Raw genomic sequence first — 26921 nt, 5'->3', positions numbered from 1 at the left:
GTTTTTAATTTTAAAATTCGAGTAATAAGAAATACATAAGACTAATTACTACGGAGTACAGACCATTATTTTTTAATCTACTATATAAGATGGTAAAGATAAAACTGTATTATTTATTAGACATTTCCTTTTTTCAACATCCTCATAGAACCAAATATCAAAATATCCATATCCTACATCATATTTTTTTATTATAAATTGATTTTCCATAATTTCTTTAAGTCCATCTTCAATATATTTCATATTATCTTTTAGTTTATTTTTATTATTTAAATGTACATACCATTTTAGTTGTTCTATATCAAATGTATATTTTTTATCTACTATGTTTACTCCTTGACTAATTTCAAAACTTCTTCTACCTTCAAGTAAGTAAGCTAAGTTGATAGACTGTGGTAGTTTTAATTTTTTTAATTCATTTTTATACATTAATTCAGTTGAGACTCTTTCAATTTCTTCAACAAATGCTTTTGTAACTTGAACAGCATTTCTTCCATTTATTTCTTCTATATGGATTCTTGAAAATAGGTTGAAACTTGTTTGAGATTTTAAGCTACCATCTTTTTCATATGTCTCAGTATAAAAAGTATAAAATGGTAACTTCATTAATTTATCTCTTACTTTCTGATAATTTGCCTTAGCATCTGTCAATCCTAAATACTTTAATAAATCTGATAAGAAAAAAGTATACGAATTTAAATAACTATATGAATAAGCGAATCTGATTATATCTAAATCTTGTTTGTCTAAAAATAATTTACTAATAGCTTTTTTTTCTGTTGTTTGATTAGTAAGTTCTAATTTTAATCCATCAATGTTTTTAATATCACTTGAATTAGGGTCTAAATTAAATTCATAAAACATATCTATCTGTGTACCAGAATCATTTATAGCATCATATGGATGTGATTGATATAAATTCTCATCTTTTCTTGCCACATTTAAATGATTTATTTTTCTGCCTCTAGTGTGAGGTATAAATATGCCAGGAGCTAATTGTGATGGACTTTTAATAATTATCTTGTTAATATCAAATTCATATTCATCTTGTAAGATTTTAGTGACACATAGAATCAAATCATGTGAAAAGGCTGAATTAATTTTACTATCACTTAGTTCTTCAAGATAAATATAGTCAGATATTTTATAAGATAAATTTGAAGACCATTGTTCAAGAAAATCTTTTCTTATTTCAAGTAATTCTTCAGGACTATCCACGGCAGCAGTAATAATCCTACCAGTTTTTATAAATTCACCCTTAACAATTCCATATTCCTTTTTCAATAATTTATTTGCTGTTTTATTCATAGATTCTAATGTCATTCTCATCCATCTTTTTTTTAAGTCCCATGCATTTTTACTATGTTTTTTTCGTAATCTTTTAGCTTTAGTAGGAGTGTCCAATTCATCAATCTTATCAGCAATTGTAGAATATACAAAATCTTCAAAAATAGGCTTTACTTTTTCAGTAGGTAAATCATTTCGTATCCTAAAGATTTCAAAAAACTTTTTTGTTAATAATTTAAATGTCTCTGTATCATAAATAGCATGTATGATTAAATCTATTTTATTTAGATTTATGTTATTCTCTTTCACATCTTTACTCATAGCTTACTCCTTTTTAGCATATTTTTGCTTATAAATAGATAGAACTTCTTGTATCTTAAAGTTCAAATCATTGTCTTCTTTGAACTCTTTTAAGCTTTTATTAGTCCAATAGCCAGATTTAGTATATTTTTTTTCATTTAGTTGCATTTGATGCATAATACCAGAAATTTTTAAATTAGTGAAATTCAACTGTACTTTATTATCTAAATAAGCAGTAATTATAAGTAATCTTTTACGAATTGTTGAATATCCTATCTCTTTTAATCCATTTCCATATCGGGCATCTGGCTTAGTTTTAATCAGATATTCCGAATTAGAATTAAATAGATAAAATTCAGCCGCATTACTATCTTGCTCTAGATATTGTTTGTATTCTTTCTGCTCTAATGTTTCTTTTGTAAAATCAGATAAGAGTTTGTCCAATTTAAACTCTGTATCCTTTAATTTTATTAACCTTTTTTCTAAATCTATGTCTTTTATTTTTATACCCCTTATGTCTTCAGCATCTTTACCAATGAGTCCACAAAAAGCTGCGTAAATTATAAACTTATCTTGTGCATTAGTTAACTTATTACATACTTGAAGGACTTCATCTTTTGTTAGGTATTTTGATAAATCAAATTCAGCAACTAAATCTTTTGGCTTAGAAAAGTGAATATCATAGTTTAAAGTTTTAAATATCTTGTTAATCTTGAAAATTATAGCCATTATAGCATTGTATGTTTTATCCTGACTCATATCTCTTACAATTTTTTCTTTATCATTACCTACTATCTCAACAATATAGTCATTTTCCTTTTCAATAAGCTTTCCTTCTTTAGCAAACCAAAATATTAAAACTTTATAAACTTTGAGTATGCCAATCCTTGTTTTTTCATCTTCATTTTGTAATAGCTCTGATAATATATTTTCATTTTTTAAATTATAATTCATATGCTTAAACATCCTTTTTTTTAGTTATATATATTATAACACTTACCTTCTCCGTTTTAAATGGAAAATAAAAAATAACCTCAAAATAATAAGGTTATTTGCATTAAAACTACAATTTTATTGTCATTTTTATTTATCATACTTTTTTATGTATTCTAATAATGCCATACTCATTAAATCAGACTTATTAAACTCTCTATATTTTTCACAAAACTTATCAAATAAATTCCAAGCGTCTTTATTTAATCTAACAGTAGTCCTTATAGCGTCTTTAGATGGTAAATCAATTTTAATTCCATCTTGTATAACTTCTATAACATTTGTATCATCTTTTTTATCAAACCAATTCAAAACATCTTGTATCTTGTCATAGTCTTTTGCTAAAGAAATTATATTATTTTTAAATTGATTGTCAATTACTATGTTGTGACTGTTGTCATCTTCTATTGTCATATTAAATATATTATCATTATTACTCTGTGGTTTATTATTTACTACCTTTGTCATACCATTGTCACCAATAAATATATACTCATCATTTATACGCTTATAACCTCTTTTAGTGAGATATTTTCTTATACTACTTTCAGACACGCCAAGCTCTATGGCAACTTTAGTCAAACTCTTATTATCATTTAACTTATTATTAATATATTCAACTATATATGTTATATCATTATTTTTCAAATCGTTCCAAGTCATTCTAATCACCTCTAAATCAAGTATACTATATGAGATTACAATTGTCATACTATGTTCATCTTTTAATTCTATCTTTTATCTACATATATTTCTGAATTATATCATTTTTTTACAATATTATGTCTATCAAACAATAGATAATCAAACTTAGAATACACAAAATTATCCACCCAATAAAACTTTCCTTTTTATTATCAAACATATTCAAAAACTTTAATGAATCTTTAAATATTGAAATAGATAATTTAATAATTATACAAATTGCTAATGACGTAAACAATATTTTAAGCATTTTTTTCTCCTTATTAATATAGGTTATATTTAAAATTATAACTAAAAAATATCCTAAAATATATCATATATTTTAGGACATTTTTTTAGTATTATATATTTTTAAATTAATTATTTCTTAAATAAAGACCTTCAATAGAACAAATTTTTTCTATTGTATTTATAAAATCTGTACTATTCTCTATGTATATCATTACAGCCAAACTATTTATATCAAAAGATATTTTTAAATCTAATAAAAATATATTTATAAATATCTTTTCTCTAAAGGCTAATTTCAACAATGAATTAATAGCAAAATAATCATTTTTAATATCTTTAAATTGAAATAGGTTATTCTTAATAATTTTTAAATTTTCAATATCTTCTTCTGCTATTACATCTTCAATATTTTCACACTCTTTTTTATAATCAATATAATTTGTACTTATAATAATATCGTTACTATAGTTAAGTAATAATAGTGTTGTTTTTAAAAATTTATATTCTTCAAAAAGATAGTTAGATTTGTCAGAATATAAATCAAAAAAGATTTCTAAAACATTATGTGGAGAATCTACATTCATTCTTTTAGGGAATCTATCTATAAATTTAATATTTTTTTCCAATAAATCTGGTGACATAAGTTCAGTATCTATCCATAATGAATGTTCCTCTATGTTCTCAGCATAGTCACTACTTATAATTAAATTTTTAAAATGCTTATGTATTTTTTTTTCTAAATCCACTACTTACCAACAACCCTTCCTTCAGAATCTAATGAACCAATTCTATTGCCTTTTTTATCTTTTAATTTCCACTTGCTACCTTTATGACCATCCCTATCTGGGTCTATTTTCCAACCTGTTTTTGAATTTTCTCTAACTCCATTTTTTAACTTTTTATCAAATTTTCTAATACCAACTGTACCATCTGCATCCTTTAACTTCTGTGGTATCTTTTTCCATGCATTGTCAATTTCGTTTGCAGTGCTTTTTGATACACGATATATATCATATATTGTAAGCCCTGTAGCAGCAGTTATACCTAAAGCAGCAAAAACTGATGGAGCTATTGCTATAGCAGGAATAGCAAAAATTATTCTTTCTTGAGGATTGTTAGATTGTTCCTCTTGAATTTCTTGTTGACTTGTATAATTATCTTCGTCTAGTGCATATGTAGTTCTCATCAAAGGTATACCTAGCATTATAGCTGTTAGAGCAATAGCAATTGATTTTTTTAAGTTTTTTAATTTCATAAAATATCCTCCTTATATATTTAGCTTTAAATATATAACGAATGGAAATTGTGTTTTTGGACACTTATTCATAATAATTTAAAAATATGGATTAACTAATTTGATGATATTCTCTCCAATTAAAATTATCCCCTTCTTTTTTAAGCCACCAATAGTCTTCATGTGAACAACCATGACATTTTTTACATATCTCCCAAGGGTCATAGAAATCTAATCCAAGACCTTCCAATATACTATTCAATCCATGTCTCTCTTCTGGCATAACTCTATCCCCTATAAAATCTCTTATATTTTTATCATTAGGCTGATAATCTAGTCTCAAATCTGTGTAATCGTATAACAGTGGTGGCAAATAATTTATATTATCTACTATATCATACAATTTAAAACTAAATTTATCTTTATCTTCATCATAAATAAAATCACCTATAGGAATATCTTTAAACATTAGCGTATATTTGTCTAACATAATGTAATCTCTCCTTAACCAAATCAAATATCATTTCTATTCTAGTTTTTGAAATAACATCTTTATATTTTAATAATATTTTTTCTATATCTGAGTCATTAAAATCTAAATTTATTTGTGGAAGTTCTTTTATCAATTTTATTTGTGAATAATGTTTATTCATAAATGGTTTAGCTTTATCATACTTTTTTTTATTAAAAGGTTTAGTTTTTAATGTTTTTAATGTCTCGATATCTAACATAGAATATAAACTCAATCCATTATCAAATATTGGTGCAAATCTAATTTCATTCGTTTTAATATTCTTTATATATCCAAAATTATTATAATGTCTATCAATATTGTTGACAATGAAATCAAATATTAACATTTGATTTAAAAACTCTTTAAAGTTTGGGAAATCATCTATAATTGTATCATAATCCACTTTTCTATTATAATGTTTTCTCATAGTTATAAATTGTTCTTCATTGTCATTTAAAAAATTTAAACTTCTACATACCAGTATATTTTGTTCTTCAAAATCTGAATTTCCCTTTGTATGAATTTTTACTAAATCATATTGTATATTATTTACATTTAATAAACTTCCTATGTCACTACATATACATTCAGTAATAGGTTCTAATGAACTAAATTCTCCAAAAAATAAAGTCCCTGTTTTATAATAATAATTTGAATTTTTCCATTTATAATAAACACCCTTAGAACTTCCAATACCTGCAAAAGTATTTAAATCTTCCGTTCTGTAAAGCATAGTTTTCACTTCCATTCATTTGTTTAATTATGGGTTAAAAGTTCCACAAATCTTTATTTTTTTCTTTGTAGTCACCTAAACTTTCAAAATATTGTTCTAAAGGTCTATAATATTCATTAGAACAACTTTTTAAAGCGTGTCTATAATCATCTACAGTATCACTTGATACTATAATTAATTTCAAATTATTCTCAAGTATTTGTTTAAGTAATATAAATCTTCCTATTCTTCCATTACCATCTTGAAAAGGATGAATGATTTCAAATCTATAATGAAATTCTACTAAATCTTTTACTGTAATATCTTTTAAATTATTATACCATTCAATAAGTTCTAACATCTTTGGTTCTACTTCAAATGGTTGGGCTAATACACTATTAGTTCCTATTATTCTATTTGGTATTTTTTTATATACACCAGATAGTCCCATATTATGGATACTTGAGTTGTACATAAGTTGACCATGTAAATCTTTTATATACTTTTCTGTCAAACATTCTCCTAAAGTATCTATTACAGTTTCAAATACATAGCTTGAATTTACTGTTGTTATAACATCATCTAAAGTATGGTTACCTTTTACAATGTTGTGTTCAATTAAATCTTGTAAACTTTCACTTGTGAATGTACTTCCTTCTATTTTATTTGAATGAAATAAAAAATTATGCCTTAAGTCTTTATATAAAGCATTTGGTATGTTTTTAGTATATTTTAATTTTTCTATAAATTTATTTTCAATCAATATATTCATCTCCATTTTTAACTTTATTTCATATTAATAATATTAACAAAAAGTATTATATTTTACACTATATTTTGAACTTTATTTGTTAGTAATGATATTTAATTGAGAAAAAAATAATATTATTCTTTTCTCAATCATTCAATCACATAATGAATTAATTTTTTAGGAGTTCTATACTTACGAGATATAGAGTTCCTTTTTACATTCATTAGATATTATATCTAGTAATGTTCTCATCTTATCTCATTATTTACCATATTCTTTAAAATATCTAAATTATCATATACATATATAATACCATTTAAAAATTGAGTTTGTTGTTTTATATATCTTCTTATATCTCTGCTCTTTGGATATTTAACCAATAAGTCTTTAAATTTCTCAATAATTTCATTTCTTGCATTAATGTCTTTTTCTATGTATTCTAATTGATTTAATATTGATAACTTATCACAACGATTCATTTACGCACCTCCAGTTGACAAATAATATTTCATAATAGAAAAGACACCTTAATTTTAAGATGTCTTTTTATGTACTACTATTTAATTGCCTTAAGTTTAGCTATTTCATTCCAATTTTTAGATGTGGCTATTTCTACAAAGTTTATGTCACTTTTTAGAGAGTCTATTTTTTCACTAGCTTCTGTTATACCTTCCATGTTTCTAGCAACTTGGTTATAAGTTAAGTCTAGTTTATTCTTAATTTCTTCTTGTCCTTCTTTTAGGTCAATAAGTTGATTGTCAATACTGTCAAATCTACTTTGCATTTCCTGTAATAACTCTAATATTTTTTCATCCATGCCGTTCACACTCCTATTTTATTATTATAACATAATATTAAGTACTATATTCAAGTACTTAATAAAACAATCCGTGAATTATTTTACTAAATACTTGATGTGTTTTTGATAACACAGTACCTCACAACTGCTATGTCGTATTAAGTTTTTAAGGCACCATCGCATCCGAATTTTTAAATAGTGTTTTTCGGATTTTTATTTTTTATTTTACTCGATTAGTCTAAGTCGAGTAATTCAAACATTTCTTCTTTACTGAATTTAAGCAATTTAGCTATTTTTTCAAGTTCTTCAATTTTAAATGATGTTTTACCCTTTTCCTTATCATTATAAGTTGAAGTCGACATATTAATGTATGTGCTCAACATTTGTTGCGTGTATCCTCTGCTTTCTCTTAATTCTTTTAATCTATCTAAGTTCATTTTGTTCCCTCCAAGAATATTATTATTCTATAATAATACCATACTAAAGAGTTATATAAAAGACACCTTAAAGTCAAGATGTCTTTTTATGTACTGCTATTTAATTGCTTTTAATTTTTCTATATCAGACCAATTCTTAGATGTTATAATCTGTGTTGCATTTAAATCTTGTTTAATCTCTTTTATATCATCTTTTAATGCAACTACATGTTTTTCTGTATATTCTAGTTCAGTCTTAATATGTTTTACATCTGTTTTAATCTCAATAATATCTTTTTGCATTTCATGTTGTCCAGTTTTTAAGTCTTTAATATCATGCTCCATACTGTCTAGTCTAGTATTGATTCCTTTGATTTCACCTTGTATCCCTTTCATGCTACCTTGCATTTCTTGTAATAACTCTAATATCTTTTCATCCATCACGACCACACTCCTTTTATTATTATATCATAATTTAAGTGTCTTATTCTAACACTTACTAAAACAATCTAAAATAAATAGTTTAAATAATTTTAGTAAATATTAGATAGTTTATGAACAATGTAAGTGTTAAGCAGTACAAACTATAATTTTAATGCTTAATCTTTAGTGTTTTTGATAATGTAGTATTCCACAACTACTATGTCATATTAAATTGTATTGAGTGCCATTATAGAAGCAACTAAGTTGATACCTCAATTTTTATAGGCTTTAATTGGAAACCTTTATTAATATTATTTATAGCTAGGGCTTTAAGAAGGTTCTTTGCCTGTTACTTCATTTGAGAGGTGGCTTGGTGTTTTCTTGTTCTCCCTTGTTATGATTTAATTATATTATATTTAGAACAATATTACAAGCAAAAATGTTCTAAAAAATGTAAAAAATATTGGAATCTACTCTAAGTCAAGTAATTCCAATGGCTCTACATTTAAAAATTTTAAGATATTTTCAACTTCTGAAATGGAAAATTCCCTTTTTCCTGCTTCTTTATAACTGTATGCTCTTTGAGATATATTTATATAAGTAGCAAACTGTTGCTGACTGTATCCTCTTTCTATTCTTAATTCTTTTAATTTATCAAGTTTCATTTTATCACTCCTTTTTACTACATATATTATATAATATTTTAAGAATAGTATTTTGTCAAATTTGACAATATTGTAAGAATAAACAAATTACTATAAATTAGAATTATATATTTTAGCTTATTTTTCATATTCGATTCTAAAAACTAAATGTTATAATAAACAAGGCGAGTGTATTGGAACGTGCTTAGAATGGATTTAAATGGCTTGTACAATATATTGTTGTAATAAAATAGACTAGCTATAAACTAGTCCATTTTTCTATGTGGTTCTAATAATTCATTTGCATTTATATCTAAATAATATAGTATTTGTTCTAGTTCCTCTACTGAAAAATCCCTATGACCATTTTCCTTATAAGCATATGCTCTTATGCTCATACCCATTTTAGTACTTAATGTTTGTTGAGTATAACCTTTTTGTTCTCTTAACTCTTTTAACTTATTAAGTTTCATTATATCACCTCTTGTACTTTTAATATTGAGTGTGTTACAATATACCTATAATATACTACTTATAAGTATATTGTATCTTGTTATTAGTTATTAATCATGTTCATTAATATGTATAACAAGCCTATAAATGAGATTAAAGCAAAAACTATTTGTTCAGCCGATTTAATCATCTGAACTACGAGCTTTTCAAGTTGTGCGACCAATTCGATTAGCTCTTTTATTTTGTCTTTGGTTATCATTTAAGACACCCCCAATATTAAATTGTATAAGGTAGTGTTAATTACTACCTTAATTATATTATACTGTTTCAGGTAAAAATATGCAAGTAAAAAATTGCTTATTATTCAAATCCTTTAAGTTCAAGAAGTTCCTTCCAATTATTTATAATTATACTTTCTAAAATAGATAACTTATTATTGAATTTATTTGTATTACTTTCCATTTTTAATATAGCAGTTTCAACTGATTTCATGCTAATATTATCATCTGAACTACTAGTACTTTGAACAAGTTTCAATAAGTCAATTTGATTTACTATTTTATCTTGATTACTTTTTAATTCAATAATATCCGTACTTATTTTATTTTGTGAAGTTTTAATTTCTTTAATATCAGTTTTTAATTCTTCTAATAAATTGATTATACCAGTATCCATAGTTAACCCTCTTTTCTGTATATTTTAGTTATGTTTTAATATTATAACATGGATTCCTGTGGATAACTTATACAAAAAAAGAACTACTATATGTCAAGTAGTTCATTTGGGTTTATATCTAAGTAGTTACATATTTTCTCAAGTTCGCTTACTGTAAATTGATTTTCTCCTTTTTCTTTTCTGTGGTAATTTCTTAAAGATATATCTAACATTCTAGCAATATCCTCTTGAGAATATTTTTTTTCTTTTCTTATATCAATTAATTTTTCTAATTTCATGATATCACCTCATTAGTATTATAACAAAAAGGAGTTACTTAATGTATAAGGAACTCAATAAAGATATTAAAGATAAACAATATACATTGCTTTAAGTGCGAAATATAAGAAGAACAATAAACCTAGTATCCTTACTATTTGCAATGTAGTTTTAATATGTTGACTCATGTAATCACCTCATTTACTTTTGATATTAGGTGTGTTACAATATACCTATAAGAATGTATCTATATAGGTATATTGTATTGGTTATTAATTGTTAATTATGTATGTAAGTATTAATAGCCAACCGATACAAGAACATAAAGAAATCAAAATATGTTCAAGTGATTTAAATACTTGGACAAAGAGCTTTTCAAGTTGTCCTACCAACTCGATTAGCTCTTTTATTTTGTCTTTAGTTATTCTCATAACATCACCCCCTAATATTAAATTGTATAGATAAGGTTTAACTCTTATCTTAATTACATTATACAAATAAGTGACTTATTTGTCAAGACTTATATATCATAAAAATTAAGACTAAAATTTAGGGAAAATATTGCAATATAAAAATAGACTAGATTTATTTCAATCTAGTCTATCAATAATTAAAGTTCATTGTCTGTGAACTCATCATATTTTTTTATTGTTATAGTTTGATTATACTCGTCGTATTCAACTACAACGGCTCTATCTTCTTGAGTTATACCCATATCACGAACCCATGTAAATGGTAATGTAATTCTATTTGTTATATTACCACGACCACTTTTATTATATATAATATTTAATTTACGTTTTGTATTCTCCATATTATCATCTCCTTTACAACAAAAAAGTTATTACTAATATTAAAGTTATAATACTTATTACAAGCGATATTATGCTGATTATAAGGGTTAATTTATTACTGTTCATAAACATAAGAATATGGTAAAATAAAAGAAGATAGTACAGATAAGAGGGTGCCACCTCTTATCTGCTTATGTATTATCTGTTAGTAATTACTAATATAGCAGTTACTAAGTTGATTATAGAAGTTATTAAGCTAATTATTAATGCAATGTTTGGTATATTAGCTTTTGACTTCTTTTTTTGTTTTCTTCTTTCTTTTTTACTCATTTCTTTTACTCCTTTCTTCTTCAATTATCTATCTTGAAGATACTTATATTATACATGTAAGTTACGTGTATTATCAATATAAAAATAAATATTTTTGATTTTGTCTAAGTATAATAATATAAACTGATTTAATAGTTTAATCATGATTGATATAATAACTAAAAAGGTAGTAGATTAATACCATCTACTACCTTAATAATTAAAGTTCATTATCTGCAAACTCATCATATTTTTTAATTGTTATAGTTTGATTGTGTTCGTCATATTCAACTACAACAGTTTTGTCGTCTTGAGTTAATCCCATATCACGAACCCATGTAATAGGTAGACTTATCCTTGTATATGTTGAACCTGCCCCACCTTTTGCAAATGATATGTTTAATTTTCTTTTATTATCCATTTTAAAAACTCCTTTATTATTTATTTATTTTAATGAATATATATATAATTAATATTAAAAATATAATTTTTATTAATAACTTTGTAATATTTAGAAAAAGCTTTAATATTTTATTTTTCATTGTATAATTAGTCACAAAAATGATATAATTTAGTTACTAGAAGGTAGGTAGGAACTACCTTCTAGTAAAGTGTTAAAATAGTTTGTTTAATAAAGTTATTAATGCAACTATTTTAGCAATAAGCTTAATGATTGAATTAAGTGTTAGATTAAGCTTATCTATTATTTTGTTAAGTTCGTCAAGTGCCTTGACGAACTTTTCAAGTTTTTGTGACATCTCATCACCTCCTATAATTATATTATATATAGCATGATGTTATAAGTCAATAGAAAAATGGAAAATAAAGTTAATTTTTTATTTCTTCTTATTATATTTATAATTTCAATCATTGTAATATTATAAAAATTCTATTCATTAAAAAATATTGTTTATCATGGTTATTTAAAAGGCTTACCTATCCATAATTAAAAAATTTATAAAGTGAATGAAAAAAATAATTATAAAAAATAAAACATTCAATTATACAATGTAACAGTATTAGAATATGACATAATTATATTGTTAACTGACGTATTGCTGACAAAAATATAAAAAATATTGTTAAAATCATTGAAAATACTAGGTTTTATAAAAATAGACATAGAATAGTTTGTTTTATGCTATATATAATAGTAGTGCTTAAAAGTTTAGTGAAAAGTAATATTTTATTTTAAAAAATAATATTTATATGATTTTAATTAATAAAGTAAAGTGAAAATAGCATAGGGGTATTTTTAGGAAAGGCTTTGTGTTGTCAGTGAAAATTTTCGGCTAGTTCTTTCATTTCCACATTTAAATATTTATATAAATTACAGACGACTTTACAGAATAAATGACTCCATAGATTTCATGCAAAATTAAAACACATAAAATCTTTTTATTGAAACTTCTTATTCTAAAATTAAGTTTTAATATAGAAAATATAAAATAAAAATGTATGTATTGATTATTATAAAAACTACTAGAATAAATAAAAATAATATTATAAGTAATAACTTTAGATATACAGGATAATTTACTCTACTATATCAAAGTATTGTCTGTAAGAAAATGAATTTCAAAAGAGTATTAAAAGTTTACTATTACATTGTAAATAATCATGAAAAATAGACTTAAATACTATGAAAAAAATAAACTATATTTAAACTAAAAACAAGTTAAATATAAACTAATAAAAGTTTATGTAAATGCAATGGTGTATATTTAAACTAAAAATGAATTAAAATAAGTTCTAATTTAAACTTAAAAACAAAAAATGTCAATTTATAGTTGAATTTTTGTTTATAATTAATTCAAATATTAATTAATTATATGATATAATATAATTAGCAAATATTTACTTAGGAGGAATTAAAATGGAAGAAAATTACCAAGTTATAGGGTTAGATATAGGAAGAGGTTATGTAAAAGGATTTAGTAAGTATAATAGTATGGTTAAAGAATGTTTATTTAAATCTGTATTTGGTGATGGCAGAAATATAGATTTTGAAAAATATACAGACCCTATATATATAGATTTTGAAAGTGTTAGTTACTTTGTAGGATCTCTAGCAGAAAAAGAAAGTATAACTCCTATTAGAAATTCTGATGATTCAAAAACATCTTTTACAATGAGAATATTAGTTGCAGCCGCTCTTAATGAAATAGCTGTAGCCGATGAAGTAAAAATAATGATGGGTGTTCCATATAAATCATTTAGAAAAACTACATTAAAAGAAGTAATAGATACATATAAAGGTAAAACATTTAAAGTAAAAGATAAAATAAAAGGTGGACACAAAGAAATAAAAATATCTGATATATCAATTTTTAGAGAAGGAGATGCTGCACTATTTCATACATTAGAAGGAAAAGTAAATGAAGATAAAGCTGTTGGTATGGTTTCTATAGGTTTTAGAAGTACTGAAATGTCTTTCTTTGAAAAAGGTTTTGTATTTAACGATAAACTATCTGATACATTAGAAGCTGGAAATCAAGATGCATTAACAATGGTTCAGAAGCAACTAAAGGATAGAGGCATAATAAGAGAACTTAATGAAATAGATAGTTCTAATGATTATGATGAACTTAAAAAGGTTGCTTATATAATGGCTTCTGAAAGCACTGCTCAAAGAATTGCCTCTAAATGGAAGAACATTGATGAAATGGATGTATATGTATCTGGTGGTACTGCATTGCATATGAAATTTGATAATAGATTTAAAGTATCTGAAGATGCTCAAATGGCAACTTCTAAAGGCTTATTTGAAGTAGGTATCGAACAATTCTAGGAGTGATATAAATATGAAGAAATCATCTAGCTTTTATTTGGAAGAAGATATATTTGATGAAATAGAAAGATATCAGAATGATAGAAAAATAAGTAGTAGAAACACAGCTTTAGAAAGAATTATATTAGAATGGAAAAATTTATTAGAAGAAAATAAATTATTAAAACAATGTTTAGGCAATAGTACATTTAAAGATAATAAAGAAATTTCAATTACAGAAGAGAAAATTATAAAAAAAGAAAATCCAATTATTAAAAATATATTTAATAATATGCCAGATTAATGACAAATATCTGCTCTTTAATTTAAAGAGTAGATATTTAACAAGGTACTTGAGAACGGAGAGTTTATATGTTATAATGAAAATATACTATAAACAAAGATATTATTATTCATGAAGCTTTAATTTATAATAATTTTAACATAGTTTTATATAAACATTGTATTAGATTAATAAATAAAGAGGAAGGGTGTGATACTTATAAATAAAGGTAATGAATTTGTAAAAAGTGTAATTGTAACAGACAATAGAACTGGAGAAATAGTGGAACATCGAGGAATGAAAAGAGGCGAAATAGTCGAGATTAACAAAAGAAAAGTATGTTTTACACCAGAGCAAAAAGCTATTATGAATAATAAAAAAGAATTACCATCTCACAATTTTAAGCTAGGGGGCTTTGTATTCTGTGCTTATGTGAAAAATGAATTGTTATTTAATGAAATAAGTATAAGTAGAGCAAATATCAGTAGATTAATATATCTTACAACATATTTAAATTACAATACAGGAGAAGAAAACTTATTAGTGAAATATTCTAAATATAAAGAAATAGTCCCTATAGATAGAAAGAATATGAGAGAAATATTAAATCTTAAAGACAGAGCATTTAGAGAGTTTCTAACAGATGTAAAGAAAAACAATTTATTATATGAAAGTAATGGAAAATTTTATATAAGTACAGAGTATTTTACAAAAGGCATTTCTAAATTTAAAGATAAAGACTATACAAGAATATATATAAACACAAGTAGGTTCCTCTATGAACACAGCACTCCAAGACAACATAAACAATTAAGCTATATATATCAACTCATACCATATATACATTTCGAAAGTAATATATTATGTTTAAATCCAAATGAATTAGATATATCAAAATTAGAAAAAATGAGTTTACACACAATTTGTGAATTATTAAATGTTAGTACAATAAAACAAGACATGAATAGATTTAAAAAAGAATTGCTAAAATTTTATATAAAGTTAGATGAAAATAGGTTTTATGTTTTTAAATATGTAATAGTAGAAGGAACTTATAAAAGTATGGATTACTTTATTATAAATCCTTATGTTGTTTGGAGAGGTAATAATTTAAACATTGCTAAAAGAGCAATTAATTTATGCTTTTTCTAAATAAGTTTCTAAGATATAAGAGGTAATAAACCTTAAAAAATTGAAAAAGTTCAGTAAAAACAGCTGAAAAATAAAATTTATAGGTGGCATAGAAATGTGACTAAAATACAAAAAACTGGCATAAAAATGTTACTTATAGATAATAACATTTAATATTGTTAGCAAGATAAAGGTGAAATATGGAAAAAGAAGAATTAAAGGTAATATACTTAGAAGATTTATGTGAGATAGAAAAAACAAGTATACATAGAAATACATATCAGATTTTTGATGAAGAATATGAAGGTGAAATAGATAGATACTATGAATTAAGCCAAAGATCTTCATATGAAATAATTAATAGAAAACACAAAGAAGATTTCAAAGATGAGTTATGGGATTATGATGATACAAATTATAATGACAGATTACAAGGAAGGGAGATATAATCTTTTTAATGTACAATAATAACAATTTTTATGAAAATATAAATGGTAGATATGTTCAAGATTACATAAAGAATTTGGATTATAGTATAGGTGATTGTGAAGATAGAATTACGTATGTAGAAGAAATATTAGAAATTAAACATACTTGGTTTGAAGAAGTAAGTAGAAATTATACAGATAAATACTATAATTCTGTTTCAAAAAGAAACGAAGAGGTTATTACAAAAGTAAAGTATCAAGAGAAAAAACAGTTTAATAATGAATTTTGGGAAGAAATATTTGAACAAACTTCAGATAGCCCTTTAAATAAAGATGGTATATATTATGTAGACAAAAATGGTGAAGAAGTAGCAATGGAGTATAAGAGATTTATTAAGTGGTGTAAATTAAAAGATATAAGTCCAACTGAATATGTAGGTGCAGTTAATCCATTTAGTAGTAGTGAAGGAACATGGGATTATAACAATAATGATACTTCTAAAGTTAAATTAATATTAAATAAAAATGATAGCACATATTCAACATCAAATATAGCTAAAAGCTTAGAAATATTAGCGAGTTACATATTAGCAGTAGATGATAAAAGTAAAGAAACTAAAATAAAAATGTACAATTCAAAAGAACTTTTCAAAAGAGCATGTCAAGAAGAGGCTCTTCTAAATAAAATAGCTACAGTCAATGGTGAAAATACATATTCAAAAGCTTCAAATAAAGATGAACTCAAAGAAGATAATTCATTTGCAATTTTCCAGATACCCAAAAACTATAAAAAAATAAAAGATATTAAAATAAAATCTAAAGATATTAAAAAATATCCTATGTTAAAAATGTATTCAGATACTTATGAATGGTATAAAAGCAAATATAAGGAACTAGGATATAGAGAATTAAATAAGGAAGACTTGAAGATAAAAAGGGTAGTTAGAAAGAATTTGAAATTATTAAAAAATGACATGATTGATGCTAAAAATTCAATAGAAAGACCTATTGTTTGGAAGGCACCATTAAAAGACTCTGGTAACCCTGATTGGAATTATTTAAATATGTTTGATAAAACCCATGTCAAAGAACTTTTAAGAGTTCAGAAAGGAAATGATTTACAGGATGATTTATCATGTATTGTTATGGATTTAAATAACATTATTTCCAAGATTGAATTTACTAAAATACAAATAGATATATTAAGCATGTATAGGAGAGATAAATCTTTGGAGTATATTTCTGATATTATGAATATAACTTCTCCTGCAGTAAGCAAACAAATTGATAAAATAGTAAATAAAATAATTAGTACTTATGAAAAAGAGTATGAAGAAAATTACTATTATATGTCTGTTTGCAAAGGAAAGTACAAGAAGTGTAGCAGATGTGGGGAAATCAAATTATTATCTAAATTCGATAAGAATGGGAAAAAAGGATATAGGTCAAACTGTAAGAATTGCAACTAGTTGGTGGGGAAAAGTGGTTAAGAAAATGCTTGTTTAAAACATATTAATAGTGTAAGGGGATAAAAATAAGACCTCTTATTATCAAATGAAAATTACATGAAAAAGGGAGATTGGAAATATGAAGACTAAAGAATTTATAAAAATAATAGCAGATGGGCTAGAGATATCACAGATAAAAGCAAGAGAAATACTTGATGTGATAGAAGAAAAAAGAAATGAAGTATTAAAAAGCGGTGATGAGTTGACTCTTATGGGAGTAAAATATTTAACTAAGGTACAAAAAGGTAGAGAGGGTGAAATAACCCTTGAAAATGGAACTAAAAAGCTTTGGAAATCAGAAGATAAGATAATACCTAAATTAAAAGCAGTTAAATCTTTAAAAGATGCAGTAAAATAATGTATAGTACTATATATACTTAATATAATAGGAGTTAGAGGCTTATCTAGCTCCTTAATTTAAATCATTTTTATAATTGATTTAAACCCTGGGAAATAAATAATTCCCAGTAGATTTTATAATAAAAACATATAAAAAATAAATTTAAGAAAGATATTTATGAAAAATAATAAAGGAACTGTTTTAGAAAAATGTGAAATAGTAAAAGAAGAAGATGGAACAATAAAGATTGTAGAACATTTAAAAGACGGAGATCATGAAGTATTACTTAGTGATATTTTAGATAAATATGCTGGTGATACAGATTTAAATATAACAATTAGATTAAGTGAAACAATAGTCTAAGATTAGTATCTTAGACTATTTATTTTTTTACTAATATATTGATAATGATATTTATTTAATAAAATAGGGAGATATTAAATATGGAAGATATATTAAAGAGAAAAGAAAAAGAGACATTAGAAGATTATAGATTCAGAATTAGACTAGCAAAAGTTAATAAAGAAGTAGATTTAGATTGGGGTGAAATAGTTGAACTATTGGGTTTAGAATGTTCACCAGATCATTGTAGAAAAATCTCATATGGTTTAAAAGAGGCACATGATTATATTAATTCAAACATTCCAAAATATTTTAATGAAGAAAAGTTAAATGATATAGAAGAAAAGATATTAGAATTAAAAAAGATTAGAGTACAAATATCTGATGAAAGAGCTTTAGTTAATAGAAAAATAAGGGAATATTCAAGGCTAGATAGTATAATTAATTTATTTAATAAAAAAATAAATGAGAAATCACATTATAAGCCACTTTTAGAAACTTATAATTACAAAAGATATGAGCCTTTAAATCAAGAAGCTATTATTCTTATTTCTGATATTCATTATGGATTGGAAGTAATTAATTCATTTAATAGATATAATACTAAAATATTTAAAGTACGAATAAATTATTTGAAAAGTAGGATTGTAGAATATTGTGAACTTCATAAAATTAAGAGATTGCATATAATGCTACTTGGAGACTTAATTTCTGGTCATATACATAATTCTATAAGATTAGAGAATAGAGAGAATATAGTTGAACAAATTATAGAAGTATCTGAAATACTCAGTGACTTTATATATGAGCTATCTCAGAGAATTGATGAAGTTGTAGTTTATTCAGTAGGAGGAAATCATGATAGAGTTCTTCCAAAGAAAGATGAAAATTTAGATAAAGATAATTTTACACTATTAATAGATGAATACATAAAATTAAGAATTAATAATATAAATAATGTTATATTTCAAAACAATGTACAAGACAATGATATAATAATAGCCAAAATATGTGGAAATACATGTCTAGGAGTCCATGGAGATAAAGATAAAATCTCAACTGCAATTCCTAAGCTTACATCTCTAATAAAAGTCATTCCTGATTATATCTTCATGGCTCATCTACATAATTGTAAAGAAGATAGTTTTGGAGAAAGTGAAATATGTGTAAATGGAAGTTTCTGCGGAACAGATACATACGCTAAAAATCTAAGATTAAGTTCATATGCAATGCAAAAATTTATGATATTTAATGAAAATGGAAGATTGTGTACTTATAATATAAATTTAAGTAAACTATAAACTATTTATTAAGAGCTGAGTTAAGTTTATAGTTGTAGACTTATCTCAGCTCTTAATTGAACTGAATCTCCCTATTAACCACTAGGGAGTTAATTCTCTAGTGGTTTTTTTTATGGTGGTGATAATAATATATGGCAGTAAATAAGAAAAAATGTTCTTGCTGTAAACAAGAAAAATATGAAGAAAGATATTTCTGGAAAAGTTATAGTTATATATATTTAGATAGTGGAAGATTACCTGTGTGCAAAGAATGTTTTAAAAACATCTTTGATAGACTAGAAAATAAATATAATAGCAATATAAAAGCATTAAAACATACATGTCTTAATTTTGATATTTATTTTGATGATAAGTTAGCAAGTGAATTGAGAAATAAAAAAATTGAAGATTTTATTGATGAATATATGAAGATTATTAATCGAAATTCAAGATATCGAGGAAAGACATCAATTGATAATTCTATAGAAGATAAGATTAATTGTGCTTTTGAAGCAAATGAAGTAAAAATAAACAATGATATGGTTGAAAGATGGGGAGCTGGGCTAAGAGAAGAAGATTATATGTTCTTAGAAAATAAGTTTAACGAGTTTTCTACTGCATATCAATGTAAAAGACCTGCTGAAAAGATGCTATTAGAACAAATTTCTAAATGTTTATTAAGAAGTGATGAGGCACTAAGAAATGGTGATGCTACAGGATTTGAGAAAATGAATACCTTAATATCAAAACTTATGAATGATGCAAATATAAAGCCTATTCAAGAAGCAAGTTTAGCGGAAAATGAAACTATTACATGGGGTACATGGATTGATAAGATAGAGAATTATAGACCGATAGGAGAGCCTTCAGAGCAATTTAAAGATGTAGATAAAATAAAAACATATATTAATAAGTGGTTTATAGGGCAAATGAGAAAAGTATTTGACTTAGCCAGTGAGGACAATCCAAATGATAACTAAAACTAGAAAGTTAAATAATCATGAGATTAATTCAGATAAAACTAAAGCTTTTGAAGAAGGTATAATTGAATGGACTAAGTTCTATAGAGAAAATCCTCATAGATTTTGTATAGATTATTTTGGACTCAATTTGTATTTAGTTCAAAGCATTTTAATATATATGTTTGACAAAGTTAACTACGCAATGCTTATATGTGCCAGAGGATTTGCAAAGAGCTGGATTGCTGCCGTATATGCATGTTGTAGAGCTGTTTTATATCCAAATTCTAAAATTGGTATAGCTGCATTTACTAAATCACAGGCAGAGCTTATTATAAGGGAGAAAATAGAGAAAGAGTTAGTAAAACAATCTCCTATGCTAGCTAGAGAGATAAAAAAAATAGAATATAACAATAAATTCTCCAAAGTTACATTTCACAATGGAAGCACTATAGAAGCGATAGTCTCAAACGAGCAATCAAGAGGATTCCGTTTTAATATACTTATTGTAGATGAATTTAGATTAGTAAAAAAAGAGATACAAGATAGAATTCTTAAACCATTTCTAAATGTAAGTAGAAATCTAAAATTTAAAAAAGATGGAAAATATGAAGATTACCCTCCAGAGCCTAATAAAGAATTATACTTAAGTAGTGCATGGTTTAGGATGCATGAAGCATATGATAAATTTAAACTGTATGTGAAGGACATGATAGATGGTAGAGATAAATTTGTACTTAATTGTAATTATAAACTTTCTCTTCATCATGGAATACTGGATAAAGAAAGAGCAGATGAAATGAAAAGAGAAATGGATGCTGTTTCTTGGATTATGGAGATGGAATCACTTTTCTTTGGAGAAAATGAAGATGCAATATTTAAATCATCTTATGTAAATCCATGTAGAACATTAAAAAATCCGTTTTATCCTCCAACAGATTTAGAAGTATTATCGGCTAAAAATGGAAAAGTAAAGTGTAATTTACAAAAAAGAAAAGGTGAACTAAGGATAATTTCTGCTGACATTGCTATCGCAGAAGGAGACAATAATGATAATTCAGTATATACATGTTGGAGATTATTGCCCGAGAAAGATTATTATGAAAGAATGGTTGTTCATATAGAATCTCATAATGGTATGAAGCCAGATAAACAAGCAATAAGATTAAAGCAATTATTCTTTGATTTTGAAGCAGATTTCTTAGTTATAGACACTCAAGGAGTAGGTCAAAGTGTTTTATCTGATTTACTTAGAGTTAATTATGATGATGCTAGAAATAAAGAATATAATGCATTTTCTCATGCTAATACAAATCATTTACATAATAATTTTACTACAAAAGAAAATTATCCAGTTATATTTGAGATTAAGGCATATGGACAAATAAATCATGATTGTATAATTGGTTTACTGGATGTATTTTTAAAAAATAGAATGAAGATACCTATAAATGATGTAGAAGCAAATGATATGTTAAGTAGTACAGCTGGATATGCAAAGAAAAATTATACAGACCAAGCAAGAATGATATTACCATATAAACAAACTACGCTACTTGTAAACGAATTAATTAACTTAGAAACTGTTAAAAATGATGGTCAAAAGTGGCTTAAAGTTAAAGAAAAAGGAAAAGCAAGGAAAGACAGATATTCTTCTTTAGCATATGGGAATTATCTAGCAAATTTACTGGATATAGAATTAAAAAAGAGAAATAGTAAAGAAAATGGACAAATAATTTCATTCTGGTCAGGAGGTGGAAACCATAATAGAACTCAAAGGAGATAAAAAAGATTATACTTTAGACCAAATAAAGTACTTAAATGAGCAACTAAGGCAAAGAAATTATGCAATGATAGAAAATACTATAAATCTGTCAAATGAAATGTACAAGATAAGAAATATAAGTAGAGACCAAGTAAGAAAAGCTATGATAGACCCTTACAAAAACGTAGAATTACTACAAAAGGTAAGTCTTTTACTTAAAGAAACATCTGGTACATATAAAAGAATTCTAAATATGATTTCAACCATGAATACATTTGACCATTATATAATACCAACAAATATTTCTAAATTCAAAGATAAAGATGATTATGTCAACTCTTTTTTTAAGTCAGCTACACTTCTAAAAAAATATCAACTTAAACATATTTGTCCTTGGATAACTGAAAAAGTATTAGAGCAAGGAGAAATATACTTATATAAAATTGAAGATTCAAAATGTATAATGATGCAACAACTACCAGCTTCTTATTGCACAATAACATCCAAAGTAAATGGGGTATTAAGGTATGGTATTGATTTACGAAAAATAAATAGAAAGACCTTATCAGCATTTCCAGTAGAAGTTCAAGACGCATATAAAAAATTAAATGATGGAAGATTAAAAAAAGAAGACTTAATAGAAAATAAATACTATGAATTAAGTGATAATGCTGTAGCATTCAATATAGATATTGATTCCACAAAAGGAATACCATTTTTTAGCTTTTTATTTGATGATATCTTAGAGCTTGAAGATATGAAAGATTTAAAGGGTTCTAATGCAATTATTGAAAGTATTAAGCTAATACATGGAAAAGTACCTTATGGTAAAAATGATGAACCATTAGTTGCATTTGATTTATTAAGTGCATACTACCATGATATAAAATCCAATTTACCAGCAGGAACATCTGTAGCAGTAACTCCACTAGATATGGAGGGGATTAATCTAAGTGATGGAAAATCAAAGATTAATGATTATGTTAAAGAAGCAAAAGAATTTATATTCGATAATGCTGGAATCAATACTGCTCTTTTTAACTCAGATAAAATAAATACAGAATCTATTGCAGATGGTGTTATAGCAGATAGTTTAATACCAATGAGAATTCAAAATGAAATAGAGACATGGATAAATTATGAATTAAATAAAAAGAACTCATCTAAAGCATTCCAACTTTACTTTGTTGGTACAACTCATTTTAACCAATCTAAGATATCACAACAACTTAGAGAAAATATAAATAGTGTAGGAGATAGCAGGCTAGTATATTTAGCTAGTACTGGAAAAGAGCCAATTGAAATTGCTAATTTATATAAAGCAGAACAACTAATGGAAATAGATGATTTGTTGCCAGTTAAACAAGCTTCATATACATTTTCAAATAATGATGCTGGAAGACCTACTAATGAAGACAAAGGTGATGGTGGTACAAATGGAAATAAAACAGATAGAAAAGATGAAAACAAATAATAAAAGATTTATTATTGCATTTACAAGTGATAAAAAAGACGAATTAATGAAAAAAGGATTTACTTTTATTAATGAAAATAAATGTGGTGAAGAATCATTTTATTTATTTGAAAATAAGCCTGATGAGATATTTAATTTTAATAAGGAAGATTTTAAAGATATAAGTTTTAGCGATGTAATGTTTATTTAAGGAGGTGAGACGTTGAAAGTAGTTAGTATTCCATGTGGATTTGAGACATTTTCTAATGAAGAAGATGATAGAAAATTAAATGTAAAACTAAAAATTTTACATGAAGGTAAAAATTTAAATAAAACTAAGTTTGATTTGTCAACTATAAATGAAGCAGAATCAACTTTATCAGATATACCAATACTTGGATACATAAAATATGATGAAGAAGAAAATGCAGTAGATTTTGATGAACACAATATGATAACTAAAGTTGTAAAGGATGAGGATGGTTATTCTATAGAGTATAAATTCTTAGAAAGACCGCTTGGTGTGATTCCAAATAATACTGAAATAACTTATACAGAAGAAGATGGAAAGACATATCTAAACTGTACAGGACTTATCTGGAAACATTATTCTAACTCAGCATATCAATTATTGACAGAGTCAAAGTCAAAAAGTGTAAGTATGGAAATAGCAGTTGAAGATGGAGAGGTTGATAAAGCTGATGGATATTATAGTATTAAAAAATTTAGTTTTTTAGGAATTACTATTTTAGGAGATGATGTTGCACCTGGAATTGAAGGGGCATCTATAAATACATATAGTAATTTTTCAAAATATAAAAAAGCAATTTATGATATTTGTAAAGAAATGTATTCATTTAAAGGGAAGGAGGAAAATGTATTGGATAAAAAGAAAAATGATTTATTATCAATAGAAGATATAGATATTTCTATTAATAGTCAATTAAAAAATAAGATGGTTGAGGTTGAAGACCCTTATTGGGGAGGTAAATACACAGCAAGAGAATATTATTTAAAAACTATTCTACCTGAAGAAAAAATAGCTATATTAGAAGATAATATAAATTATTGTAATTATTATGGTGTACCATATTCTATAGATGGAGATGATGTTGTTTTAGATTATGAAAACAGAAAATCATATACAGAAGAATGGAGAGAGAAAAAAGAAGGAGAAGTTATAGAAACTTTTTCTAAAGAGGATACTTTAAAAGAATTAGTACTTGAAAAGTTTAGTGAAAAAGAAACTGAGATAAAAAATCTAACTGAAGAGTTGGGGGTTTTAAGAAAATTCAAGGCCGATAAAGAAATGGAAGAATATAAAGTAGAAGTTTCTAGTATTATCTCAGAGTTTAATTCTTTAACAGAAGATGAAGTTAAGATTTTTAAAGAATCCGCTATAAACAAAGAGTTATCTTTAGCGGATTTAAGGAAAGAGTTAAGTTTACTTGATTATACTAAGTTAAAAGAAAACACAAAGAAATTTAATTCTGATAAGGGACTTATAGTTGAAGAAGCAAAAATAAATTATTCATCTACATTAGAAGATGAAAATAAAAATACAAAATCATATGAACAAATATTGAAAAAACACTCAAATAAGTAGTGTTTATTTTTATGAAAAAATAAAAAAGGAGATATAAAAATGGCAGATAAAGCGATATTAAATTGTGATATAGACAAGTACCCAGATGTTGTAACAGCAAAGAATGGAAGTGATGTACTAGAAAATGGTGCAATAGTTGCATTAGGTGGCTTAGTCGATTCAGAGCTAGGAAATGATTGTTATAAAATAGAAAAGTTATCAGAAGGATGCAGATTTGGAATTTTAGACAGTGTTGCACTTCAATATGATGAAAGATTAGATGAAAGAGATTATGAATTAAAAGCAAGTGAAATAGATAGAGTTAGATTACCTCATAAGGGATTATGTATGACTTTAGCTAAAAAACATTTTGATGGTGTAGTAGCCGTTGGAGATGAATTAGAACTTAAAGCAGATACATATAAGTTTACAAAGAAAACTACAGGTGCAGTAGTTGCAAAAGTTGAAGAATTATATAGTTTCAATGGACAAGAATCAGTATATGTATCTTTTATGTAATAACAAATAGATGAGCTGGAGACAGTTTTTTAAAAATGAAAAATGACTAAAGAAAGGTGGAAAAAAGATGGCTATAGATATAATAGCATTAAAAGATTTATCAAATGATATATTAAACGGAAAAGTAAAAAATTATGCTCAGTGTGAGGATGCATTAAGAAAAGAAATAATAGATATATGTGGAGGTAAATGGGGACAATATACATTCTTTGAAAATAAATATAAGATATTCCAAATATTATCTGAAACAATAACTGATAAAGTAAATAGATTAACTGAAGAAGCCTTTTCAGATTTTTGTGATGTAGAAAACTTTGATTTAGGCAATAAAAAAGAATTTACAGTTAAAAATACTGACTTATTAAGAATTGCAAATATAGCTGAAGGTAAAAATAGTACAAGAAGACAAAGACTATTAGGTAAAAAAGTCCCTACATCTGCATTTAAATTAGCAATAGCTATATATGAAGAGTTTGATAGATTTATAGCTGGAAGAATAGATTGGTCTGAAATGGTAGACAGAGTATCTTCTACATTCCAACATCATATAGCAGAGGCAATAGCATCTACTATGGAAGGGGCTTACGCATCTGTGCATACTAATTTAAAAACTAGTGCTGCTTATTCAGATAAGGACTTAAAGAAAATAGTTAATAAAGTAAAAGGTGCTACTGGACAATCTGTTGCTATATATGGAACTCCAGAAGCAGTAGGAAATATAGAAGGTGTTGGAGCTGACTTAGATAAAGATGACAAAAGAAATTTTGGATATGTTAAAAACTTTAGTGGAACACCTGTAATAGAATTACCTAACTATTATGATGCTGAAAGAGATAAATGGGCATTAAGCAATAATATTTTATATGTTATACCAAATGATGAAAAGATAATTAAATTAGGATTTGAAGGTGACACAATGATAATAGAAAATACTGATGGAATAGCTAGAGATGACCAACAAATAGAGATGTTCATGTCAAGAAAAATGCATTTAGGTGTTGTTGTGGCTTCTAAATTTGGAATGTATAAAATACAATAATATTATTTAGAAGGGAGATTT

Annotated in this window: 37 protein-coding genes; 15 read left to right on the top strand and 22 right to left on the bottom strand. The window is 25.3% G+C overall.

Going from position 1 to position 26921, the window contains the following annotated elements; translation table 11 throughout:
- Positions 1-72: 72 nt before the first annotated feature.
- From ACTG48_RS21855 to ACTG48_RS21750, 22 genes are all read right to left on the bottom strand, one after another.
- A complete protein-coding gene (locus ACTG48_RS21855) occupies positions 73-1608 on the bottom strand; it encodes a hypothetical protein (protein WP_479918878.1) in 1536 nt (511 codons plus the stop codon).
- 3 nt (positions 1609-1611) lie between these two features.
- Positions 1612-2541, bottom strand: coding sequence for a hypothetical protein (locus ACTG48_RS21850; protein WP_479918877.1), 930 nt, complete (start codon positions 2539-2541; stop codon positions 1612-1614).
- Positions 2542-2670: 129 nt separating this feature from the next.
- On the bottom strand, positions 2671-3291 hold the full coding sequence (locus tag ACTG48_RS21845) for an integrase (protein WP_236877239.1): 621 nt from the start codon (positions 3289-3291) through the stop codon (positions 2671-2673).
- A gap of 350 nt (positions 3292-3641) precedes the next feature.
- Positions 3642-4262 (bottom strand): hypothetical protein, encoded by a 621-nt coding sequence (locus ACTG48_RS21840; protein WP_479918876.1) that lies wholly within the window; start codon positions 4260-4262, stop codon positions 3642-3644.
- The gene (locus tag ACTG48_RS21835; RefSeq protein WP_479918875.1) at positions 4262-4771 is read right to left on the bottom strand and encodes a hypothetical protein; all 510 of its coding nucleotides are present in this window, start codon (positions 4769-4771) and stop codon (positions 4262-4264) included. The genes ACTG48_RS21840 and ACTG48_RS21835 overlap by 1 nt, the downstream gene beginning before the upstream one ends.
- Positions 4772-4862: 91 nt before the next feature.
- The gene (locus ACTG48_RS21830; RefSeq protein ID WP_479918874.1) at positions 4863-5240 is read right to left on the bottom strand and encodes a hypothetical protein; all 378 of its coding nucleotides are present in this window, start codon (positions 5238-5240) and stop codon (positions 4863-4865) included.
- The gene (locus ACTG48_RS21825; RefSeq protein ID WP_479918873.1) at positions 5212-6012 is read right to left on the bottom strand and encodes a HipA domain-containing protein; all 801 of its coding nucleotides are present in this window, start codon (positions 6010-6012) and stop codon (positions 5212-5214) included. The genes ACTG48_RS21830 and ACTG48_RS21825 overlap by 29 nt, the downstream gene beginning before the upstream one ends.
- A 19-nt stretch (positions 6013-6031) precedes the next feature.
- Complete coding sequence (locus tag ACTG48_RS21820) at positions 6032-6748, bottom strand: Fic family protein (protein ID WP_479918902.1); 717 nt, start codon at positions 6746-6748, stop codon at positions 6032-6034.
- Between the two features lie 227 nt (positions 6749-6975).
- A complete protein-coding gene (locus ACTG48_RS21815) occupies positions 6976-7206 on the bottom strand; it encodes a hypothetical protein (protein WP_227825345.1) in 231 nt (76 codons plus the stop codon).
- A gap of 77 nt (positions 7207-7283) precedes the next feature.
- Positions 7284-7544 (bottom strand): hypothetical protein, encoded by a 261-nt coding sequence (locus ACTG48_RS21810; RefSeq protein WP_219673422.1) that lies wholly within the window; start codon positions 7542-7544, stop codon positions 7284-7286.
- 215 nt (positions 7545-7759) lie between these two features.
- Positions 7760-7963: a helix-turn-helix transcriptional regulator gene (locus ACTG48_RS21805; RefSeq protein WP_021425105.1), complete on the bottom strand. Its 204-nt coding sequence runs from the start codon at positions 7961-7963 to the stop codon at positions 7760-7762.
- A 96-nt stretch (positions 7964-8059) separates the two neighbouring features.
- Positions 8060-8383 carry a hypothetical protein gene (locus tag ACTG48_RS21800; RefSeq protein ID WP_479918872.1) on the bottom strand — a complete coding sequence of 108 codons (324 nt, stop codon included), beginning with the start codon at positions 8381-8383 and terminating at the stop codon, positions 8060-8062.
- Between the two features lie 452 nt (positions 8384-8835).
- Positions 8836-9030 carry a helix-turn-helix transcriptional regulator gene (locus tag ACTG48_RS21795; RefSeq protein ID WP_021373110.1) on the bottom strand — a complete coding sequence of 65 codons (195 nt, stop codon included), beginning with the start codon at positions 9028-9030 and terminating at the stop codon, positions 8836-8838.
- A 245-nt stretch (positions 9031-9275) separates the two neighbouring features.
- Positions 9276-9482 (bottom strand): helix-turn-helix domain-containing protein, encoded by a 207-nt coding sequence (locus ACTG48_RS21790; RefSeq protein WP_021383090.1) that lies wholly within the window; start codon positions 9480-9482, stop codon positions 9276-9278.
- Positions 9483-9565: 83 nt separating this feature from the next.
- Positions 9566-9721, bottom strand: a complete 156-nt coding sequence (locus ACTG48_RS21785; RefSeq protein WP_154106815.1) for a hypothetical protein — start codon at positions 9719-9721, stop codon at positions 9566-9568.
- Between the two features lie 101 nt (positions 9722-9822).
- A complete protein-coding gene (locus ACTG48_RS21780; protein ID WP_479918871.1) occupies positions 9823-10137 on the bottom strand; it encodes a hypothetical protein in 315 nt (104 codons plus the stop codon).
- 86 nt (positions 10138-10223) lie between these two features.
- Positions 10224-10415, bottom strand: coding sequence for a helix-turn-helix domain-containing protein (locus ACTG48_RS21775; RefSeq protein ID WP_219673426.1), 192 nt, complete (start codon positions 10413-10415; stop codon positions 10224-10226).
- A gap of 252 nt (positions 10416-10667) precedes the next feature.
- Positions 10668-10826: a hypothetical protein gene (locus ACTG48_RS21770; RefSeq protein ID WP_479918870.1), complete on the bottom strand. Its 159-nt coding sequence runs from the start codon at positions 10824-10826 to the stop codon at positions 10668-10670.
- 179 nt (positions 10827-11005) lie between these two features.
- Positions 11006-11209 (bottom strand): AbrB/MazE/SpoVT family DNA-binding domain-containing protein, encoded by a 204-nt coding sequence (locus ACTG48_RS21765; protein WP_479918869.1) that lies wholly within the window; start codon positions 11207-11209, stop codon positions 11006-11008.
- Positions 11210-11387: 178 nt separating this feature from the next.
- Entirely contained in the window at positions 11388-11519 is a 132-nt protein-coding gene (locus ACTG48_RS21760) for a hypothetical protein (RefSeq protein WP_255616465.1), read from the bottom strand.
- 199 nt (positions 11520-11718) lie between these two features.
- Complete coding sequence (locus ACTG48_RS21755; protein ID WP_479918868.1) at positions 11719-11919, bottom strand: AbrB/MazE/SpoVT family DNA-binding domain-containing protein; 201 nt, start codon at positions 11917-11919, stop codon at positions 11719-11721.
- 193 nt (positions 11920-12112) lie between these two features.
- Complete coding sequence (locus ACTG48_RS21750; protein ID WP_165478437.1) at positions 12113-12256, bottom strand: hypothetical protein; 144 nt, start codon at positions 12254-12256, stop codon at positions 12113-12115.
- A gap of 1118 nt (positions 12257-13374) precedes the next feature.
- Here ACTG48_RS21750 and ACTG48_RS21745 point away from each other — a divergent pair.
- The 15 genes from ACTG48_RS21745 (at position 13375) to ACTG48_RS21675 (ending at position 26900) form a co-directional block, all read left to right on the top strand.
- Positions 13375-14289, top strand: a complete 915-nt coding sequence (locus ACTG48_RS21745; RefSeq protein ID WP_479918867.1) for a ParM/StbA family protein — start codon at positions 13375-13377, stop codon at positions 14287-14289.
- A gap of 13 nt (positions 14290-14302) precedes the next feature.
- On the top strand, positions 14303-14572 hold the full coding sequence (locus ACTG48_RS21740; RefSeq protein WP_021383071.1) for a hypothetical protein: 270 nt from the start codon (positions 14303-14305) through the stop codon (positions 14570-14572).
- A 189-nt stretch (positions 14573-14761) separates the two neighbouring features.
- Entirely contained in the window at positions 14762-15703 is a 942-nt protein-coding gene (locus ACTG48_RS21735; protein ID WP_223153134.1) for a hypothetical protein, read from the top strand.
- A 179-nt stretch (positions 15704-15882) separates the two neighbouring features.
- Positions 15883-16131: a hypothetical protein gene (locus ACTG48_RS21730; protein ID WP_223153133.1), complete on the top strand. Its 249-nt coding sequence runs from the start codon at positions 15883-15885 to the stop codon at positions 16129-16131.
- An 8-nt stretch (positions 16132-16139) separates the two neighbouring features.
- Positions 16140-17579: a hypothetical protein gene (locus tag ACTG48_RS21725; RefSeq protein ID WP_479918866.1), complete on the top strand. Its 1440-nt coding sequence runs from the start codon at positions 16140-16142 to the stop codon at positions 17577-17579.
- A gap of 118 nt (positions 17580-17697) precedes the next feature.
- On the top strand, positions 17698-17976 hold the full coding sequence (locus ACTG48_RS21720) for an HU family DNA-binding protein (RefSeq protein WP_021383106.1): 279 nt from the start codon (positions 17698-17700) through the stop codon (positions 17974-17976).
- Between the two features lie 159 nt (positions 17977-18135).
- Positions 18136-18321, top strand: a complete 186-nt coding sequence (locus ACTG48_RS21715) for a hypothetical protein (protein ID WP_021383067.1) — start codon at positions 18136-18138, stop codon at positions 18319-18321.
- An 80-nt stretch (positions 18322-18401) separates the two neighbouring features.
- On the top strand, positions 18402-19601 hold the full coding sequence (locus ACTG48_RS21710; protein WP_021383116.1) for a metallophosphoesterase family protein: 1200 nt from the start codon (positions 18402-18404) through the stop codon (positions 19599-19601).
- Positions 19602-19732: 131 nt separating this feature from the next.
- A complete protein-coding gene (locus ACTG48_RS21705) occupies positions 19733-20560 on the top strand; it encodes a hypothetical protein (RefSeq protein WP_021383133.1) in 828 nt (275 codons plus the stop codon).
- A complete protein-coding gene (locus tag ACTG48_RS21700; protein ID WP_479918865.1) occupies positions 20550-22325 on the top strand; it encodes a terminase large subunit domain-containing protein in 1776 nt (591 codons plus the stop codon). The genes ACTG48_RS21705 and ACTG48_RS21700 overlap by 11 nt, the downstream gene beginning before the upstream one ends.
- The gene (locus ACTG48_RS21695) at positions 22294-23778 is read left to right on the top strand and encodes a hypothetical protein (protein ID WP_479918864.1); all 1485 of its coding nucleotides are present in this window, start codon (positions 22294-22296) and stop codon (positions 23776-23778) included. Before ACTG48_RS21700 ends, ACTG48_RS21695 begins: the two co-directional genes overlap by 32 nt.
- On the top strand, positions 23741-23968 hold the full coding sequence (locus ACTG48_RS21690; RefSeq protein WP_479918863.1) for a hypothetical protein: 228 nt from the start codon (positions 23741-23743) through the stop codon (positions 23966-23968). Before ACTG48_RS21695 ends, ACTG48_RS21690 begins: the two co-directional genes overlap by 38 nt.
- 12 nt (positions 23969-23980) lie before the next feature.
- Positions 23981-25363 (top strand): hypothetical protein, encoded by a 1383-nt coding sequence (locus tag ACTG48_RS21685; protein WP_479918862.1) that lies wholly within the window; start codon positions 23981-23983, stop codon positions 25361-25363.
- A 39-nt stretch (positions 25364-25402) separates the two neighbouring features.
- Complete coding sequence (locus tag ACTG48_RS21680; protein WP_479918861.1) at positions 25403-25861, top strand: hypothetical protein; 459 nt, start codon at positions 25403-25405, stop codon at positions 25859-25861.
- Positions 25862-25928: 67 nt separating this feature from the next.
- A complete protein-coding gene (locus ACTG48_RS21675; protein WP_223153125.1) occupies positions 25929-26900 on the top strand; it encodes a hypothetical protein in 972 nt (323 codons plus the stop codon).
- Positions 26901-26921 lie beyond the last annotated feature (21 nt).

It is taken from the genome of Clostridioides sp. LIBA-6822 (genome assembly GCF_056688955.1).
This window is presented reverse-complemented; position numbering and strand designations above follow the sequence as displayed.

What these genes read in the sequence shown, in the direction of transcription:
- ACTG48_RS21750 (WP_165478437.1), bottom strand. Translation starts at nt 12,256, where the DNA reads ATGTCACAAAAACTTGAAAAGTTCGTCAAGGCACTTGACGAACTTAAC.
- ACTG48_RS21815 (WP_227825345.1), bottom strand. Translation starts at nt 7,206, where the DNA reads ATGAATCGTTGTGATAAGTTATCAATATTAAATCAATTAGAATACATA.
- ACTG48_RS21690 (WP_479918863.1), top strand. Translation starts at nt 23,741, where the DNA reads ATGGAAATAAAACAGATAGAAAAGATGAAAACAAATAATAAAAGATTT.
- ACTG48_RS21715 (WP_021383067.1), top strand. Translation starts at nt 18,136, where the DNA reads ATGAAAAATAATAAAGGAACTGTTTTAGAAAAATGTGAAATAGTAAAA.
- ACTG48_RS21710 (WP_021383116.1), top strand. Translation starts at nt 18,402, where the DNA reads ATGGAAGATATATTAAAGAGAAAAGAAAAAGAGACATTAGAAGATTAT.
- ACTG48_RS21775 (WP_219673426.1), bottom strand. Translation starts at nt 10,415, where the DNA reads ATGAAATTAGAAAAATTAATTGATATAAGAAAAGAAAAAAAATATTCT.
- ACTG48_RS21820 (WP_479918902.1), bottom strand. Translation starts at nt 6,748, where the DNA reads ATGAATATATTGATTGAAAATAAATTTATAGAAAAATTAAAATATACT.
- ACTG48_RS21730 (WP_223153133.1), top strand. Translation starts at nt 15,883, where the DNA reads ATGGAAAAAGAAGAATTAAAGGTAATATACTTAGAAGATTTATGTGAG.
- ACTG48_RS21800 (WP_479918872.1), bottom strand. Translation starts at nt 8,383, where the DNA reads ATGGATGAAAAGATATTAGAGTTATTACAAGAAATGCAAGGTAGCATG.
- ACTG48_RS21740 (WP_021383071.1), top strand. Translation starts at nt 14,303, where the DNA reads ATGAAGAAATCATCTAGCTTTTATTTGGAAGAAGATATATTTGATGAA.
- ACTG48_RS21850 (WP_479918877.1), bottom strand. Translation starts at nt 2,541, where the DNA reads ATGAATTATAATTTAAAAAATGAAAATATATTATCAGAGCTATTACAA.
- ACTG48_RS21795 (WP_021373110.1), bottom strand. Translation starts at nt 9,030, where the DNA reads ATGAAACTTGATAAATTAAAAGAATTAAGAATAGAAAGAGGATACAGT.
- ACTG48_RS21720 (WP_021383106.1), top strand. Translation starts at nt 17,698, where the DNA reads ATGAAGACTAAAGAATTTATAAAAATAATAGCAGATGGGCTAGAGATA.
- ACTG48_RS21835 (WP_479918875.1), bottom strand. Translation starts at nt 4,771, where the DNA reads ATGAAATTAAAAAACTTAAAAAAATCAATTGCTATTGCTCTAACAGCT.
- ACTG48_RS21825 (WP_479918873.1), bottom strand. Translation starts at nt 6,012, where the DNA reads ATGGAAGTGAAAACTATGCTTTACAGAACGGAAGATTTAAATACTTTT.
- ACTG48_RS21785 (WP_154106815.1), bottom strand. Translation starts at nt 9,721, where the DNA reads ATGATAACCAAAGACAAAATAAAAGAGCTAATCGAATTGGTCGCACAA.
- ACTG48_RS21700 (WP_479918865.1), top strand. Translation starts at nt 20,550, where the DNA reads ATGATAACTAAAACTAGAAAGTTAAATAATCATGAGATTAATTCAGAT.
- ACTG48_RS21830 (WP_479918874.1), bottom strand. Translation starts at nt 5,240, where the DNA reads ATGTTAGACAAATATACGCTAATGTTTAAAGATATTCCTATAGGTGAT.
- ACTG48_RS21755 (WP_479918868.1), bottom strand. Translation starts at nt 11,919, where the DNA reads ATGGATAATAAAAGAAAATTAAACATATCATTTGCAAAAGGTGGGGCA.
- ACTG48_RS21845 (WP_236877239.1), bottom strand. Translation starts at nt 3,291, where the DNA reads ATGACAATTGTAATCTCATATAGTATACTTGATTTAGAGGTGATTAGA.
- ACTG48_RS21675 (WP_223153125.1), top strand. Translation starts at nt 25,929, where the DNA reads ATGGCTATAGATATAATAGCATTAAAAGATTTATCAAATGATATATTA.
- ACTG48_RS21770 (WP_479918870.1), bottom strand. Translation starts at nt 10,826, where the DNA reads ATGAGAATAACTAAAGACAAAATAAAAGAGCTAATCGAGTTGGTAGGA.
- ACTG48_RS21810 (WP_219673422.1), bottom strand. Translation starts at nt 7,544, where the DNA reads ATGGATGAAAAAATATTAGAGTTATTACAGGAAATGCAAAGTAGATTT.
- ACTG48_RS21760 (WP_255616465.1), bottom strand. Translation starts at nt 11,519, where the DNA reads ATGAGTAAAAAAGAAAGAAGAAAACAAAAAAAGAAGTCAAAAGCTAAT.
- ACTG48_RS21765 (WP_479918869.1), bottom strand. Translation starts at nt 11,209, where the DNA reads ATGGAGAATACAAAACGTAAATTAAATATTATATATAATAAAAGTGGT.
- ACTG48_RS21790 (WP_021383090.1), bottom strand. Translation starts at nt 9,482, where the DNA reads ATGAAACTTAATAAGTTAAAAGAGTTAAGAGAACAAAAAGGTTATACT.
- ACTG48_RS21805 (WP_021425105.1), bottom strand. Translation starts at nt 7,963, where the DNA reads ATGAACTTAGATAGATTAAAAGAATTAAGAGAAAGCAGAGGATACACG.
- ACTG48_RS21780 (WP_479918871.1), bottom strand. Translation starts at nt 10,137, where the DNA reads ATGGATACTGGTATAATCAATTTATTAGAAGAATTAAAAACTGATATT.
- ACTG48_RS21680 (WP_479918861.1), top strand. Translation starts at nt 25,403, where the DNA reads ATGGCAGATAAAGCGATATTAAATTGTGATATAGACAAGTACCCAGAT.
- ACTG48_RS21725 (WP_479918866.1), top strand. Translation starts at nt 16,140, where the DNA reads ATGTACAATAATAACAATTTTTATGAAAATATAAATGGTAGATATGTT.
- ACTG48_RS21705 (WP_021383133.1), top strand. Translation starts at nt 19,733, where the DNA reads ATGGCAGTAAATAAGAAAAAATGTTCTTGCTGTAAACAAGAAAAATAT.
- ACTG48_RS21855 (WP_479918878.1), bottom strand. Translation starts at nt 1,608, where the DNA reads ATGAGTAAAGATGTGAAAGAGAATAACATAAATCTAAATAAAATAGAT.
- ACTG48_RS21745 (WP_479918867.1), top strand. Translation starts at nt 13,375, where the DNA reads ATGGAAGAAAATTACCAAGTTATAGGGTTAGATATAGGAAGAGGTTAT.